This is a genomic window from Halalkalibacter sp. AB-rgal2 (assembly GCF_041821005.1).
GTDB lineage: Bacteria > Bacillota > Bacilli > Bacillales > Bacillaceae_D > Halalkalibacter.
In genome coordinates this window covers 1-15,293 of the sequence record NZ_JBGUAV010000042.1, presented here as the reverse complement: position 1 = coordinate 15,293, position 15,293 = coordinate 1, and the positions used below count along the sequence as shown (strand labels likewise).

15 protein-coding genes, 1 tRNA gene, 1 other RNA gene and 1 other annotated feature are annotated in these 15,293 nt (G+C 38.6%); of the genes, 16 read left to right on the top strand and 1 reads right to left on the bottom strand.

Going from position 1 to position 15,293, the window contains the following annotated elements:
- From ACERJO_RS20370 to ACERJO_RS20360, 3 genes are all read left to right on the top strand, one after another.
- On the top strand, positions 1–217 hold a 217-nt coding region (locus ACERJO_RS20370; protein ID WP_373648695.1), incomplete at its 5' end, for a hypothetical protein.
- A gap of 127 nt (positions 218–344) precedes the next feature.
- Complete coding sequence (locus ACERJO_RS20365) at positions 345–962, top strand: PH domain-containing protein (protein ID WP_373648694.1); 618 nt, start codon at positions 345–347, stop codon at positions 960–962.
- A 320-nt stretch (positions 963–1,282) separates the two neighbouring features.
- The gene (locus tag ACERJO_RS20360) at positions 1,283–2,602 is read left to right on the top strand and encodes an ATP-binding protein (RefSeq protein ID WP_373648693.1); all 1,320 of its coding nucleotides are present in this window, start codon (positions 1,283–1,285) and stop codon (positions 2,600–2,602) included.
- Between the two features lie 22 nt (positions 2,603–2,624).
- On the opposite strand, the gene ACERJO_RS20355 is transcribed toward ACERJO_RS20360, so the two are convergent.
- A complete protein-coding gene (locus ACERJO_RS20355; protein WP_247107560.1) occupies positions 2,625–3,587 on the bottom strand; it encodes a YaaC family protein in 963 nt (320 codons plus the stop codon).
- Between the two features lie 141 nt (positions 3,588–3,728).
- Between ACERJO_RS20355 and guaB the strand changes: the two genes are divergently transcribed.
- From guaB to ACERJO_RS20290, 13 genes are all read left to right on the top strand, one after another.
- A complete protein-coding gene (gene guaB, locus ACERJO_RS20350) occupies positions 3,729–5,186 on the top strand; it encodes an IMP dehydrogenase (RefSeq protein WP_373648692.1) in 1,458 nt (485 codons plus the stop codon).
- A 100-nt stretch (positions 5,187–5,286) separates the two neighbouring features.
- On the top strand, positions 5,287–6,633 hold the full coding sequence (locus ACERJO_RS20345; RefSeq protein WP_247107562.1) for a D-alanyl-D-alanine carboxypeptidase family protein: 1,347 nt from the start codon (positions 5,287–5,289) through the stop codon (positions 6,631–6,633).
- A 309-nt stretch (positions 6,634–6,942) separates the two neighbouring features.
- Positions 6,943–7,827, top strand: a complete 885-nt coding sequence (gene pdxS, locus ACERJO_RS20340; protein ID WP_247107563.1) for a pyridoxal 5'-phosphate synthase lyase subunit PdxS — start codon at positions 6,943–6,945, stop codon at positions 7,825–7,827.
- Between the two features lie 19 nt (positions 7,828–7,846).
- Positions 7,847–8,434: a pyridoxal 5'-phosphate synthase glutaminase subunit PdxT gene (pdxT, locus tag ACERJO_RS20335; protein ID WP_247107564.1), complete on the top strand. Its 588-nt coding sequence runs from the start codon at positions 7,847–7,849 to the stop codon at positions 8,432–8,434.
- Positions 8,435–8,640, top strand: a binding site (T-box leader). It abuts the gene before it with no gap.
- Between the two features lie 77 nt (positions 8,641–8,717).
- The gene (gene serS / locus ACERJO_RS20330; protein ID WP_373648691.1) at positions 8,718–9,995 is read left to right on the top strand and encodes a serine--tRNA ligase; all 1,278 of its coding nucleotides are present in this window, start codon (positions 8,718–8,720) and stop codon (positions 9,993–9,995) included.
- 291 nt (positions 9,996–10,286) lie between these two features.
- Positions 10,287–10,379, top strand: a tRNA-Ser gene (locus ACERJO_RS20325).
- Between the two features lie 122 nt (positions 10,380–10,501).
- Positions 10,502–10,966: a tRNA adenosine(34) deaminase TadA gene (tadA, locus tag ACERJO_RS20320; RefSeq protein WP_373648690.1), complete on the top strand. Its 465-nt coding sequence runs from the start codon at positions 10,502–10,504 to the stop codon at positions 10,964–10,966.
- A gap of 96 nt (positions 10,967–11,062) precedes the next feature.
- Positions 11,063–11,329: signal recognition particle sRNA large type (gene ffs / locus ACERJO_RS20315), an RNA gene on the top strand.
- A 317-nt stretch (positions 11,330–11,646) separates the two neighbouring features.
- Positions 11,647–13,335 carry a DNA polymerase III subunit gamma/tau gene (gene dnaX, locus ACERJO_RS20310; RefSeq protein ID WP_373648689.1) on the top strand — a complete coding sequence of 563 codons (1,689 nt, stop codon included), beginning with the start codon at positions 11,647–11,649 and terminating at the stop codon, positions 13,333–13,335.
- Between the two features lie 15 nt (positions 13,336–13,350).
- Positions 13,351–13,662, top strand: a complete 312-nt coding sequence (locus ACERJO_RS20305; protein ID WP_035347241.1) for a YbaB/EbfC family nucleoid-associated protein — start codon at positions 13,351–13,353, stop codon at positions 13,660–13,662.
- A 132-nt stretch (positions 13,663–13,794) separates the two neighbouring features.
- On the top strand, positions 13,795–14,391 hold the full coding sequence (recR, locus tag ACERJO_RS20300) for a recombination mediator RecR (protein ID WP_247107568.1): 597 nt from the start codon (positions 13,795–13,797) through the stop codon (positions 14,389–14,391).
- An 11-nt stretch (positions 14,392–14,402) separates the two neighbouring features.
- Positions 14,403–14,624 (top strand): YaaL family protein, encoded by a 222-nt coding sequence (locus ACERJO_RS20295; protein WP_373648688.1) that lies wholly within the window; start codon positions 14,403–14,405, stop codon positions 14,622–14,624.
- A gap of 255 nt (positions 14,625–14,879) precedes the next feature.
- Entirely contained in the window at positions 14,880–15,143 is a 264-nt protein-coding gene (locus tag ACERJO_RS20290) for a pro-sigmaK processing inhibitor BofA family protein (RefSeq protein ID WP_373648687.1), read from the top strand.
- The last annotated feature ends 150 nt before the right edge of the window (positions 15,144–15,293 follow it).

Here is a 15,293-nt window from a genome sequence, read left to right as displayed (position 1 = left end):
GCCGATGGATCGCCGTGAAGAAGCATCAAGAAAAGCAACAGGTCCCCCTGTGAGACGAATCAAAGCTCCCTTCCAAGTCCGAAGTAAACGAGCACTTTTTCAGTGGCCTCACCTCCCCGTAGAAGAGAAAGCAAGAGCCAGGACGTTGTCGATCGATAAAGTACAATCTGATAACGAATTAGAATTTAACCCTATTAACGGTAAATATGTATTATAATAAATAAACATCATTAAGACTACATCTATGCATCATGAAATAGTTATATCTAGGAGGTCATAAAAAGTTCAATAGGGGTAACGAGAGCAACAAACAATAAATAAAAATGAAAGAAGTGTGATGTAAAATGTTTAAAAAAATGGCAGCCGATGCATTAGGGTTATCGGACATTGGAAAGGTAATCCACCCTAACGATTTTAATCAAACAGATTCAAATGATTTTATTCGAGAGGGAGACGGAGAAAAGATTTATTTTCTTATTAAAACTAAGGCAGATGAATATTGTTTTACTAACTTAGCTTTAATTCATATTGACGGAGAAAATGCTGTTACTTCTAAACGAACAATGAGAAGATATCCTTACTATAAATTTCCTATTGACGATGTTTCTTTAGAAACAGCAGGAAGAATTGACTTAGATGTTGAGATTATTTTCAACATCGGTGATGAAAAGGTTACAATTGCCATTGCCCGTAGAGAAGTGGAGTACGCTAAACAAATATATAGAGCTTTGTTACATATTTCAGAAATAATCTATGATAACCAAATCGTTAAAGGTCTAGCTGAAAAAAGCTTAGAACATGCGTCTAGGGTGTTGCAGTATGTTCATTTAACTCACAACGATTTATTATCTGAGTATAAGAAGGTCGATGAGTATACATTTGACCGATTAAGAGAGTATGACCAAGCTTATCGAATGAAAGATTTTACTGACATTTTTGAACAGTATATATACTTACGGTAGTATACGATATTTATAAAACAGCAAAACGATTTTTGCAAAATAATTTCTCATCTATTTAATAAACATTTGAATCCTAAATTATACTGAAAAAGCTATCAATAGATTTGAAAAAATCTCTGATGGCTTTTTTATTTTGCGATTATAAGACTTCTATATAATAGGAGGTCACTAAAAAAATACAAATCAACTTTTTCAATACTCAACTTCATACTAGTAAAATTGGCTTATTCTTAATATTAGCATTCAGCCCGGTTAACTATTATATTTATACTATAATGGTAGTGTTGACCATTAATAGGGAATGACATAAGGAGGCTATAATGAATAAGACAGTAACTAAAAAAACAATACCTTTAACGAAGAAGTTAACTATCAATGAAGGGGCACATGTTTTATATGTCTATTATTCAGAAGAATTGTACTTAGAAAATTTAGTGTCAGCAATAGTCGCAGCAAAATCAGTCAATCAACATGTTATTATTATTGAAAAAGAAGAGATGTATCAAGTTGCAATTGAAAAAACAAAAATGGAACTAAGTGTACCAAATGAAGAAGAGCTTGATTTTGTTCACTTCATAAACAGTGTTGATTATTATCAAACCTACGGTGACTTTCATTTTGAGAGAGCGATTGAATATTTAAATAAACTATTCACCTCCTATGCGGAGAAAAACATTTCAGTAAGGGTATGGGGAAATGTTTTCTTAGAAAATTATTTAGATAATATGGATAAACTTCATACTTATGAATGTCAATGTGATCAATCAAGTCATCATTTTCAATTTTTAACCATTTGTTCTTATGACGCCAAAGTAGTTCCTGCAGCGGTTCAACTTGAAATGATGAATAGTCACCCTTACTTAATGACAGATACAGAATTAGTGAAATCACCTTTGTATATGGGGGATGCTGTATTGCCATCATTAGCAAGTCAGAAGAAAATTGAGTCAGAATTAGAGTTATACCGTCAAAAGCTTGATTTTATTCACGTTATTGCTCACGAAGTCCGCAATCCACTAACTGTTATTAAATCTTTTGCAACGATTCTAAAGACGGAAGTCAACCATGATGATTCTAAAGTGAAACTAGAATTAATTGAGGATTATGCGAAGGCTATCGATCATGAAATTAATCATATGATTCAAACAGAACAAATGTTAACGGTTGATTCTTTTTGGGAAGCGTCACAGCTTGAAATGATACCAATCATAAATGAAGTTGTTGAAAGTATGAGTGTAAAGGCAAGGACGCAAAATATTAAGTTGGACACAAATATAAATCTTCCTCATACCGCTCAAGTTAGGGGAAATGCGATGGGGATGAGACTCGTGATCTCAAATTTATTAAGTAATGCGATTAAGTATAGCTATGAGGGGAGCAGTGTTACATTAACAAGCTTTGTACAAAATGATTTTCTTTATATTCAAGTGATAGACCGGGGAGTTGGAATGAATGAAGAGGAGATAGACAAACTATTTAAGAAATATCAGAAAGTAAATCAGGATGTACCTGGACAAGGAGTCGGTTTGTTTATGGTATATAAGCTAGTGAATTATTTTAATGGAGACATTCATGTTGAGAGTGAAGAAAGGAAAGGAACGAAGATGGAAGTATCCTTTCCGTTATCATACACGGATTAATCGTGCGTTATAATGCACAATTCTATATAACTAGGTCTTGGAGAAATTTGGCTATGAGTAAAGGGATTTTTTCTTGGGCAACGTGTAGGTAATGCAGAATATAAGGAAGATCTTCACCATCAAAGGTATGGAGTAACTCCCCCCACCATTCAGCTTCATAACGACAGACCATGCTTAAGTTGTACAATAATAAGTAGTGAATGGCTAATTCAGGTAAATAGCGATATCCATCACGTCTGTACGACTTTAACAAATACAAATTTCCATTACGATCATATAGCCAAGGTGCTGAATATTGAATAGTCGGTTGTTGTTGCAATGTAAGGTGTAAATGATGACGTTGTTCGTTTATTTGATGGACTGTTGAATATCCGCTTGTAGGAAAGCTACTTAAATATCGCTCAAAACGTGAGACAGTCATATGATAAGAATCTAATAGCTCAGAAGGAAGCTGAATACTATTAGATTCCTTCTGAGCCCTATAAGAGATTGGAGAACCATTCATTTGATGGATCAGTTCATGCATATCACCGAGCTGTTCGAATAGTGTATTCATTTTAAATTTTTCAGATTCTAACTGTTTCACATGAAACATTTTATCTGAAAAGTGAGAAAAAAGACCGTGCTTTTGAATTTTGACTTCATCATCTAGAAAATGATAACTCGTCTTCTTTCTTTTTCTAGTTGTCACACCATGGGCTAATACTTGGCTATTCGCTGGATAAGTAGGATCTATTGCTAATACGCATGCCTTTAACAGTTGAACTAATCCATAAAATAATAAAATAGGCTGTAATTCAGTGGGTGATAGAGAAGCTTGCTTCATGTAGAGCTGTCCATGTTGTAAGTGATAAATAAAAGAATACGCAGAATGATAGCTTTTTGTTTTAGGTTGAGTCAAGTTCAGCTTTTTATAAGATGAAGTTAAATATTTTCTTGTATAAGTTGCTGAAAAGTAAGGGAGAAATAACTCAGTTGTATCCATACTAAATAGCTCCTTTTAAATAGTCAGTTTATTTAGAAAAATCTTATATTAATCACTTTCTTGACAGTAGTTTACCCACTTGATAAGCTACTAATAATATTTTTACGTTCATAAAAATGGTTTTGGGGAGGATACATGAAGATGTGGGAAAATAAATTCGAAAAAGAAGGGCTAACCTTTGATGATGTATTGCTCGTTCCAGCGCGTTCTGAAATCTTGCCACGTGACGTCTCAGTTAAAACAAAGCTAAGTGAAAACCTAGAGCTTAACATTCCACTTATTAGTGCTGGAATGGACACTGTTACAGAAGCAAAGATGGCGATAGCGATTGCTCGTGAAGGTGGATTAGGAATTATTCATAAGAATATGTCTATTGAAGCTCAAGCTGAAAACGTTGATCGAGTCAAACGTTCAGAAAGTGGTGTCATTACGAATCCATTTTATTTAACTCGTGAGCATCAAGTATTTGATGCAGAGCATTTAATGGGGAAATATCGTATTTCTGGTGTGCCGATTGTTGATGAGCAGCAAAAGTTAGTAGGTATCTTAACGAATCGTGATTTGCGTTTCATTGAAGATTATTCAATTGAAATTGACGAGGTAATGACGAAGGAAAACCTCGTAACAGCTCCTGTCGGTACGACATTAGACGAAGCGGAAAAGATTTTACAGAAATATAAGATTGAAAAGCTTCCTTTAGTAGATGACCAAGGAATATTAAAAGGTTTAATTACGATTAAAGATATTGAAAAGGTTATTGAATTCCCTAATTCAGCAAAGGACTCTCAAGGTCGGTTAGTTGTTGGAGCGGCTATTGGTGTTTCTGCTGATGCTGATAAGCGAATTGAAGCGCTTGTTGAAGCTGGTGTAGATGCAATCGTTATCGACACGGCTCATGGACATTCTAAGGGCGTACTAGATAAAGTTCGTGAAGTGCGAACTCAATATCCTGATTTAACGATTATTGCAGGAAATGTTGCAACAGCAGAAGCAACTCGTGATTTAATTGAAGCGGGTGCCAGTGTTGTAAAAGTAGGTATTGGACCTGGATCAATCTGTACGACACGAATTGTAGCTGGTATTGGTGTTCCCCAAATTACGGCTGTTTATGATTGTGCGACAGAAGCTAGGAAGCATGGAGTTCCAATCATAGCTGATGGTGGAATTAAATATTCAGGAGATATTGTCAAAGCATTAGCAGCTGGTGGACATGCGGTAATGCTAGGAAGCTTACTTGCAGGTGTTTCTGAGAGCCCTGGTGAGCGTGAAATTTATCAAGGTCGTCAATTTAAAGTTTATCGAGGAATGGGCTCATTAGGAGCGATGGAAAAAGGAAGTAAGGACCGTTATTTCCAAGAAAACGCGCAAAAGCTTGTTCCAGAAGGCATTGAGGGTCGTATTCCTTATAAAGGTCCATTAAATGATACGGTGCATCAGCTAATTGGTGGAATTCGTGCAGGAATGGGTTATTGTGGAACGGCGACGTTAGATGATTTACGTGATTATGGTAAGTTTATCCGTATTACAGGTGCTGGTTTACGCGAAAGTCACCCTCATGATGTTCAAATTACGAAAGAAGCGCCAAATTATTCATTATAGTGTCACATTATTTGGAAATAGATAGAGACTTCTCTATCTATTTTTTTGTAGTTGGTTGTGATAAAATAACCTCTATCGAAGTAGGTATGGAGGTGCTGGAGTGAGCAAAGCAATGAAGAAGCCACTTATTTTAATGATGGTAGTGGCGGTGTTAATGGGTGGTTGGTTACAGCCTAATCTAGCAGAGGCATCTGTTGATTTAGATGCTGAAGCTGCAATATTAATTGATGCTAAGACTGGTAAGGTTTTATATCAGAAGAAGATTGATAGTCTTCTTCCAATTGCTAGTATGACAAAGATGATGAGTCAATACTTAATCTTTGAAGCTGTAGAAAATGGTGAGATTAGTTGGGATGATGAGGTTCCAATTAGCGATTTCGTAAGGCAGTTATCTCTTAATAAAACGTTATCTAATGTTTCATTAAGGCAGGATTATTCATATACAGTAAGGGAGTTATATGAATCAGTCACAATTTATTCAGCAAATGGATCAATGATTGCTTTAGCAGATTTAATTGCAGGTTCTGAAACGGCTTTTGTGCAAAGAATGAATGAAAAGGCTGAGGAGTTAGGGTTTGAAGATTATGAATTTGTTAATTCTACTGGATTAAACAATAGCTCCATGAACGGAAATCATCCAGATGGGACGTCAGATGATGCTGAAAATCTCTTGTCAGCCAGAGCAACAGCTAAGCTAGCTTATCATTTGATTAATGATTACCCAGAAATTCTTGAGACAGCACAAATTCCTGTCATGGAATTTGATGCTGGTCCGGATGAAATAGAGGTTATGCATAATTGGAACTGGATGATTCCAGGTATTCGAGAAGACTTTGATCAGTTTTCATATGATGGAATTCAAGGATTGAAAACAGGATCAACTAGTACTGCTGGAGCTGCTTTTACTGGTGTTGCAGAGCGTGGGGATGTCCAATTAATTTCTGTTGTCATGAGAACGAGTGATCGAGAAGCACGCTTTACAGAAACTCGTAAATTGCTTGATTATGGTTTTAATCAATTTTCACAGATTGAATTATTCCCAGAAGGTTATATACCAGAAGGGGAAGAGCTTGTTGAAGTAGTAAGTGGGAAAGAGAATGAGGTGACCATTTCTAGTACAGACTCTTTAACAACTTTGATTCAAAGTGGCGACGAAGAATTATATCGTGCAGAGCTTGTATTAGATGAGAGTCAATTGAATGAAAATGGAAAGTTAGAGGCTCCAATCGAAGCTGGACAACAAGTTGGAAAGCTCGTGCTAACTTACAATGGAGAAGACGGAGATGAATACATTTACTCAGATGCTTCTGTTGAAGTGCCTGTTGTAACAGATCAAGCAGTCGAGAAGGCTGGTTGGTTTACCATGATGATGAGAGGGATTGGGGGCTTTTTCGCGGGAATATGGACAAGTGTTGCAGATACAGTTAGCGGCTGGTTCGGTTCATAAAGAAAAGACGCTATTGAGCCCACTGAAAAAGTACAATTCGACTTTTTCAGTACCTTTTGTTGGATTAGTAATGGCTTCACGCGTTGCTCGCTTGATACGAGAAACCTATTCGTATCAAGCTTTCCAAAACAGGTAACGGTTTCGCACATTGCTTAAAGGGCACCAAAAAAGCTAAAAACAACCTTTTTTAGTGCCCTAACGCTAGCGCGTTTTTCTTAAAAAGCGAGAGAATTGCGAACTTTTGATGTATACTAATAAAAGATATGTCAATTTTACTAGAGAGACCGTATAGGTATAGGAGGAATTCAAATGAGTCAAACGGGTACAGATAGAGTCAAACGTGGTATGGCTGAAATGCAAAAGGGTGGCGTTATTATGGACGTCATTAATGCGGAACAGGCAAAAATTGCAGAACAAGCAGGTGCTGTTGCTGTTATGGCATTAGAACGTGTTCCAGCTGATATCCGTGCTGCCGGTGGTGTCGCACGTATGGCAGACCCGACAATTGTTGAAGAGGTATTAAATGCTGTTTCGATTCCAGTAATGGCAAAGGCGCGTATTGGTCACATTGTTGAAGCTCGCGTTCTTGAAGCGATGGGCGTTGATTATATTGATGAAAGTGAAGTATTAACTCCTGCTGATGAAGAGTATCACTTGTATAAGCGTGATTTCACAGTTCCATTTGTTTGTGGTGCACGTGATTTAGGTGAGGCTTCTCGTCGTATTGAAGAAGGAGCATCAATGCTTCGAACGAAAGGCGAGCCAGGAACAGGAAATATTGTTGAAGCTGTTCGCCATATGCGAAAAGTGCAGCAACAAATTCTGAAAGTGCAAAATATGTCAAGAGATGAACTTATGACAGAAGCGAAAAATTTGGGTGCTTCTTATGAGTTGTTATTGCAAATTAAAGAAACAGGTAAGCTTCCTGTCGTGAACTTTGCTGCTGGTGGTGTGGCAACTCCTGCAGATGCTGCACTTATGATGCAGCTTGGAGCAGACGGTGTCTTTGTAGGGTCTGGTATTTTTAAATCAGATAACCCGGAGAAATTTGCTCGTGCGATTGTAGAAGCGACAACACACTATGAAGACTATGCGTTAATTGCAAAGCTCTCAAAAGGGTTAGGTACGGCCATGAAAGGAATCGAGATTTCTACTTTAGAGCCGTCAGATCGTATGCAAGAGCGCGGTTGGTAAGGATAGAAAGGAATCGACGATGGTTAAAGTTGGTGTATTAGCATTACAAGGAGCTGTGAGGGAGCATGTGCAATGCTTACAAGCTCCAGGTACTGAAGTAGTCGTAGTGAAGAAAGTAGAACAGCTTGCGGATTTAGATGGTATTGTTTTACCAGGTGGCGAAAGCACGACGATGAGAAGATTAATTGATTTATATGGTTTCTTTGAACCGTTAAAGCAATTTGCCAAACAAGGAAAACCGATGTTTGGGACTTGCGCTGGATTAATTTTAATGGCAAAGGAAATTGTTGGATATGATCAAGGCCACTTAGCTGTCATTAATATGAAAGTAGAGCGTAACGCCTTTGGTCGTCAGCGTGAAAGCTTTGAAACCGACTTACAGGTTACAGGAGTTGGTGATGATGTTCGCGCTGTATTCATTCGTGCTCCATTAATTGTTGAAGTTGGCAACGAAGTTGAGGTATTATCTAAATATAAAGATGAAATCGTGGCTGCTAGGCAAGGACAATTTCTTGCTTGCTCCTTCCATCCAGAATTAACGGATGACCACCGTATTCATCAATTTTTTGTCCAAATGGTTAAGGAAGCGGAGTCAGTAGTAGAATAGAAAAAAACGTGGAAAAAGGATTAGTATAGCTAGTTGCTTTGTTAAGAGAGCTGGTGGTAGGTGCGAACCAGTCAAACGCTAGTTAGAATCTCCCTTTGAGTGAAGAGTGAAAAGCTCTTACAGTTGTCGCTGTTATCGGCAAAAGTGGTATAGAATGATGTTTGTTCTATACAACAAGGGTGGCAACGCGGGAAACCGTCCCTTCTATTCATAATAGAAGGGACGGTTTTTTTTGAAAGGAAAGATTGGATAAAAGTGTTAGCTTAATCGAGGAGGGTGTAAAATGTTAGACATTAAACGTTTACGAAAAGATTTAGAAGGTATAACAGAGAAGTTAAAAACACGTGGTGAAGACATATCTGGATTAGACCGCTTTCAGGAATTAGATGAGAAAAGGCGAGCGGTTATCGTTGAAGTCGAAGAGCTCAAAAGCCGACGCAATCAAGTTTCGCAAGAAGTAGCACAATTAAAGCGTGAGAAAAAGGATGCTGACCATTTAATAGCTGAAACAAAAGAAGTTTCTAGTAAAATTAAAGCACTTGATGAGGAATTGAAAAGCCTTGAACTTCAACTCGAAGATATTTTACTTACAATACCGAATGTTCCTCATGAAAGTACACCAGTCGGCGATACTGAGGATGATAATGTTGAGATTCGTAAGTGGGGAGAGCTTCCAACGCTCGATTTTGAGGTGAAGCCACACTGGGATGCTGCGACGGATTTAAATATCTTAGACTTTGAACGTGCTTCAAAGGTTACTGGTAGCCGTTTTGTCTTTTATAAAGGTTTAGGGGCTCGTTTGGAGCGTGCGCTTATTAACTTCATGATGGATTTACATCAAGATGAACATGGCTATGAGGAAGTCATTCCACCATTTATCGTCAATCGTCAAAGTATGACTGGAACGGGGCAACTTCCGAAGTTTGCAGAGGATGCCTTTCAAATTAAAGATGAGGAGTACTTTCTCATTCCAACAGCAGAAGTTCCTGTCACAAATTTACATCGTGATGAAATTCTTTCTGTTGAGCAATTACCTATTGCTTATACGGCCTATAGCGCTAATTTCCGCTCTGAAGCAGGTTCTGCTGGTCGAGATACACGTGGTTTAATTCGTCAGCATCAGTTTAACAAAGTTGAGCTTGTTCGCTTTGTAGATCCAGAGGGTTCATATGAGGCATTAGAGCAGTTAACATCTCACGCTGAGAAAGTATTACAATTGTTAAAGCTTCCATATCGTGTCCTGAGTATGTGTACAGCAGACTTAGGTTTTACGGCGGCAAAGAAGTATGATATTGAAGTGTGGATTCCAAGCTATGATACGTATCGTGAAATTTCTTCTTGTAGTAATTTTGAAGATTTTCAAGCGAGGCGTGCGAATATTAAATTCCGCCGTGAACCGAAAGCAAAGCCAGAGTTTGTTCATACATTAAATGGTTCTGGTCTAGCGATAGGTAGAACAGTTGCGGCTATATTAGAAAATTATCAACAGGCAGATGGATCGATTGTTGTTCCAGAAGTACTACGACCATATATGCGTGTTGACGTAATTCAAGCTAAGTAATCATTCAAAGATAACCGGGTAGTTGTAAAGGGAATTGAAAAAGTGCGATTTTTACTTTTTTCAGTTGCCTTTAAGTAATGTGCGTAGCCGTTGCCCGATTTTGAAAGTCTTGCTATGAGTGGGTTTCTCATAGCAAGGCGTGCAACGAGCGGAGCCATTACTCTTCTTTGAGTTACTAGAAAGGACTTTTTCAGTGCTCTCCGCTAACGCTTTTTTCTTATAAAATGAAGGAGAAAGGACTTGCTTCTTGTTATCAGGTTTGTTATTATATTTCTTGTCAGTACGAAACGCGGAGGAATACCCAAGTCCGGCTGAAGGGATCGGTCTTGAAAACCGACAGGCGGGTTAAACCGCGCGGGGGTTCGAATCCCTCTTCCTCCGCCATACATTATAAATAAACACTGCCTTCCTGGTAGTGTTTTTCTTCTTTACGAGGTATGAGCGCTTATTTGGAGAAAGGTTTTACGTTTTACTGAGCGGTTGAGAAGATACGAGGAGGACTCGTTATGCAAAACCATGAAAAGTGGATGAGGCTAGCTTTGCAAGAAGCACAAAAGGCTGAGATGATAGGTGAAGTTCCAATTGGGGCTGTTCTCGTTCATCAGGAAGAGGCCATTGCTTCTGCTCATAATCGTCGAGAAAGTGATCAGCAAGCATTAGCTCATGCTGAATTAGCGGTAATTGAAGAGGCGTGTAACAACCTAGGGAGCTGGCGTTTGTTAGATTGTACGCTGTATGTGACGTTAGAGCCTTGTCCAATGTGTGCAGGAGCTATTTTACAATCTCGTATTCCGACCGTTGTCTATGGGGCAAGAGATCCTAAAGCTGGCTGTGTCGGATCATTAATGAACTTGCTTGATGATTCTCGGTTTAATCATCAGACGAAGGTGATTGAAGGATGTTTAGCAGAAGAGTGTGGGGCGATTTTAACAGCCTTTTTTCGCCGTTTACGAGCAAAAAAGAAAAACTAGAGATTCTTACAAATTCCACCTCTTGCATTTATAAGCAAAACACCCTATACTAAATACTACGTCGATAAAGACGTATAACAACATTATGACGATTTACCGTGCTAGGTGGGGAGGTAGCGGTGCCTTGTAACTCGCAATCCGCTATAGCGGGGCTGAATCCCTTCTAGAGGTTTTGGTGCTGCGAGGTCTGCCCTAAGTAAGTGGTGTTGACGCTTGGGTTCCACGCAACGGAAACCCATGAACCCTGTCAGGTCCGGAAGGAAGCAGCAGTAAGTGGATTCTTCCGTGTGCCGTGGAGTCGCCTGGGCCGAGCTAACTGCTTAGGTAACGCTCGTGGTACCTTAATCGAAGGAAGGTGCACGGTATCCTTTTTATAAAAAGAGCAACTACGTTCGCGAGGGCGTAGTTGCTCTTTTAAATTAGTAAGCATAAAAAAAGGATTGAGAAGGTGCAAAAAAAAGCTGTTTTTAACTTTTCCGGTGACCTCTCAGCTTGAAGTGTAATCAAGGAAGGTGGAGAAGGATTCACAAAAGAGTGCCAACTCAACCCTTGTAACGACTACACACAATGTAATTAGAAAAAACGGTTATGCCGTTTTTCTCTAAAACATTAGAATAGATGATTGTTCTTGATTAAGTGAAAAGCTATAATATATAAAGTAGGTGAAGGGGGACAGTGTGATGAGTTATCAAGCTTTATATCGTGTATGGCGGCCACAACTACTTCAAGATGTTGTTGGTCAAGAGCATATTACGAAAACGTTACAAAATGCTTTATTACAAGAAAAGCTTTCTCACGCCTATCTTTTCACGGGTCCACGTGGTACAGGGAAGACGAGTGCTGCGAAAATTATTGCAAAGGCAATCAATTGTGAACAAGCACCTGTTGCGGAACCTTGTAATGAGTGTTCTGCTTGTAAAGGAATTACATCAGGCGCCATTGTCGATGTGATGGAAATTGATGCGGCTTCTAATAATGGAGTCGATGAAATTCGTGATATACGTGATAAGGTCAAGTTTGCCCCGAATGAAGTTCGCTATAAGGTGTATATTATAGATGAGGTACATATGCTATCCACTGGAGCGTTTAATGCATTGTTAAAAACATTGGAAGAGCCTCCGAGTCATGTGTTGTTTATACTTGCTACAACAGAGCCTCATAAAATTCCGTTAACGATTATTTCTCGTTGTCAACGTTTTGACTTTAAACGAATTTCAAGCCATTCGATTGTTGCGCGAATTGAACATATTTTATCTGCTGATGGGATTGAGGCTGAACCTGAAGCATTATTACATATTGCAAGAGCAGCTGAAGGCGGGATGAGAGATGCATTGAGCCTTCTCGACCAAGCGATTTCATTCGCTGAAGAAAAAGTCGTGCTAGAGGATGTTCTAGCGATAACTGGGGCGATTTCACAGCAAGCATTAATAACGATTGTTGAATGCTTAATCGAGCAAAATATGATTAAAGCGTTACAAGAAGTCGATCGTATGGTTTCAGAAGGTAAGGATCCGATGCGACTAATAGAGGATTTAATCTATTTCTATCGTGACGTATTGCTCTACAAACATGCGCCAGATGTAGAGGACTTATTGGAACGGGCTAAGCCAGATGAAGCATTTCAAGCATTAGTTAAACAAATATCTCCTCAATGGTTACATCAGACCATTGAATCGTTGACAGGTAGCCAACAAGAAATGAAACTATCTGCTCATCCGAAAATCTTCTTAGAGCTAGCATTAATGAAGCTCTTGCCATACGAGCCTTCTCATCATGCAGGTGGTTTGGATTCAACGAAGGAAATCCAAGAGTTAAAAGAGCAGCTGAATTTTCTGCAGCAGCAGCTTCATGACATGAAAAAGCAACCTGTTCAAGTCAATGAGCAACAATCCTCTACACAACCGAGAAAGGTTAAGCGTCCGCAAGCAGTAAAATCAAAAGCATCGACTGCAAAGGTGATGGAGCTATTAAAAGCAGCGGATAAGCAAAGTTTACAGCTTGTTATGTCGCGTTGGGGTGATGTGATGGAGAAGATGAAAACAACGAATGTGCCAGGTCATGCATGGTTGAGTGACTGTAAACCAGTTGCTGCTTCTTCTTCTACAGTTGTTTTAGCGTTTCAAAATGAGATGCATCGTGATATGATGGATACAAAGTTTCGAGAAGTTCTTGAACCAATCTTACAAGCCATTTTCCAAACTCAACAGACGTTTGTGACATTGTTGAGTGAACAATGGGAACAGGTTAAGACTGAGTTTGTTAGCGATAAAGGAAAAACGGATGATGAAGCTAATAATGATGCGTTAGTTGAGGAAGCTGTTAAGCTTGTAGGTGAAGAATTAATTGAAATGGTAGATCGTGATTCATAAAAGGAGGAAATACAAATGAAAAACATGGGTAATATGATGAAACAAATGCAAAAAATGCAAAAGCAAATGGCGAAGGCTCAAGAAGAGCTAAAAGAAAAAACGATCGAAGCAACAGCTGGTGGTGGAATGGTAACAGTTGTAGCAAGTGGTGACAAGCGTATATTAGATGTAAAAATTTCTGAAGATGTGATTGACCCAGACGATCCAGAAATGCTACAAGATTTAGTGTTAGCTGCTACGAATGAAGCTTTAAAGCAAGTCGATGAACTTGTGGAACAAGACCTTGGTAAATTTACAAAAGGGATGAACGTACCCGGCTTGTTTTAATTAACAAAACATAAATTTATAGAGTGTACAATTTTTGTAATAAATCCACCTACCCTTTTTTAGTGTAGGTGGATTTTATCTAAAAGGTATGTCTGGATGTAAATGATTCTGAAGGGAAAGGAGGGTTTTTATTTGCAGTATCCTGAACCAATAGCGAAATTAATAGAGGGTTTTATGAAGCTTCCGGGTATTGGACCTAAGACGGCTAGTCGCCTGGCTTTTTTTGTGTTAGATATGAAAGAAGATGATGTGCTTGATTTTGCGAAGGCGTTGGTGAATGCTAAGCGAAACCTAACGTATTGCTCCAACTGTCATCATATTACTGATATTGATCCATGTAGAATTTGCGAGGACCAAAGTCGTGATAAATCGGTTGTTTGTGTCGTACAAGATGCCAAAGACGTCATTGCTATGGAGAAAATGAAGGAATACCGTGGCTTGTACCATGTCTTACATGGAGCGATATCACCAATGGATGGCATTGGACCAGAAGATGTTAAAATACCTGAGCTCTTAAAACGATTGCAAGACGATACGATTCAAGAAGTGATCATTGCTACTAATCCAACGATCGAGGGAGAAGCGACGGCTATGTATATGTCTAGACTGATTAAGCCTACGGGGATTAAGGTGACTCGTATTGCTCATGGGCTTCCTGTAGGTGGAGATTTGGAATATGCCGATGAAGTCACTTTGTCTAGGGCGATTGAAGGCCGGAGAGAATTGTAGGAGGCGACGAGATGTTTTTTAAGAGAAAAGGAAAGATTCGTGAACAACAGCATCGTCTTTTGTTGGGTCAATTAGAAATGCTAAAAGGAAAGCTAGATGAACAAAAGCAACTGATTAATCGAAGTATTGATCCATCTGACGAAGTTTTAAATCGAGCAAAAATAACAGAAGGATTATATTCGCTTCTATTAAGGGAAGCTAGAGCTAATCATGCAAGTAAGAGCAAACAGTAAATGTGAGGCCACCAAAAAAGTTAGGTTTTTACCTTTTTTGGTGGCCTTTAAGCAATGAGCGAACTCGTTTCCTTGTTATGAAAAGCTCGGTACGAGTAGTCTTCTCGTCGTATCAAGCGACAACGCGTGAAGCCATGGCTATTCAAATGAAAGGTATTGAAAAAGTCGATTGGTACTTCTTGTTTGTTCTTTTTTTTGTGTATGAAGCATAGACATGTAATGTGTAGACAAGCTTTGATGGAAGGAGATGGTTGGATGGAGCCTATGTTAGTCATTATGTTATTAGTCAGTTTAGTCTTTATTTTATTATTAGTAGGAGCGCCAGTTAAACCTTTACGTTTTGCAGGTGGTATTATTGTAAAATGCTTAATAGGAATTTTAATGCTTTTTTTTGTGAATGTGCTAGGGGCTACTATTGGGCTTTATGTGCCGATTAACGGAGTAACGACGATTGTATCTGGATTATTGGGAGTGCCGGGAATAGTTTTGTTAGTAGGAATAGCTGTTTTTTTTATTTAAATTTTTTAAAAAAACATTGCTTTATAAAAGATATGTGTGTTATATTATTTCTTGTCGCATTAATAGACGTTAACAGTTTTTAAAAAAGTGTTGACTTGTATTGGGTGGCATGGTATATTAGAAAAGTCGCAATAAACGACGATGAGTTCC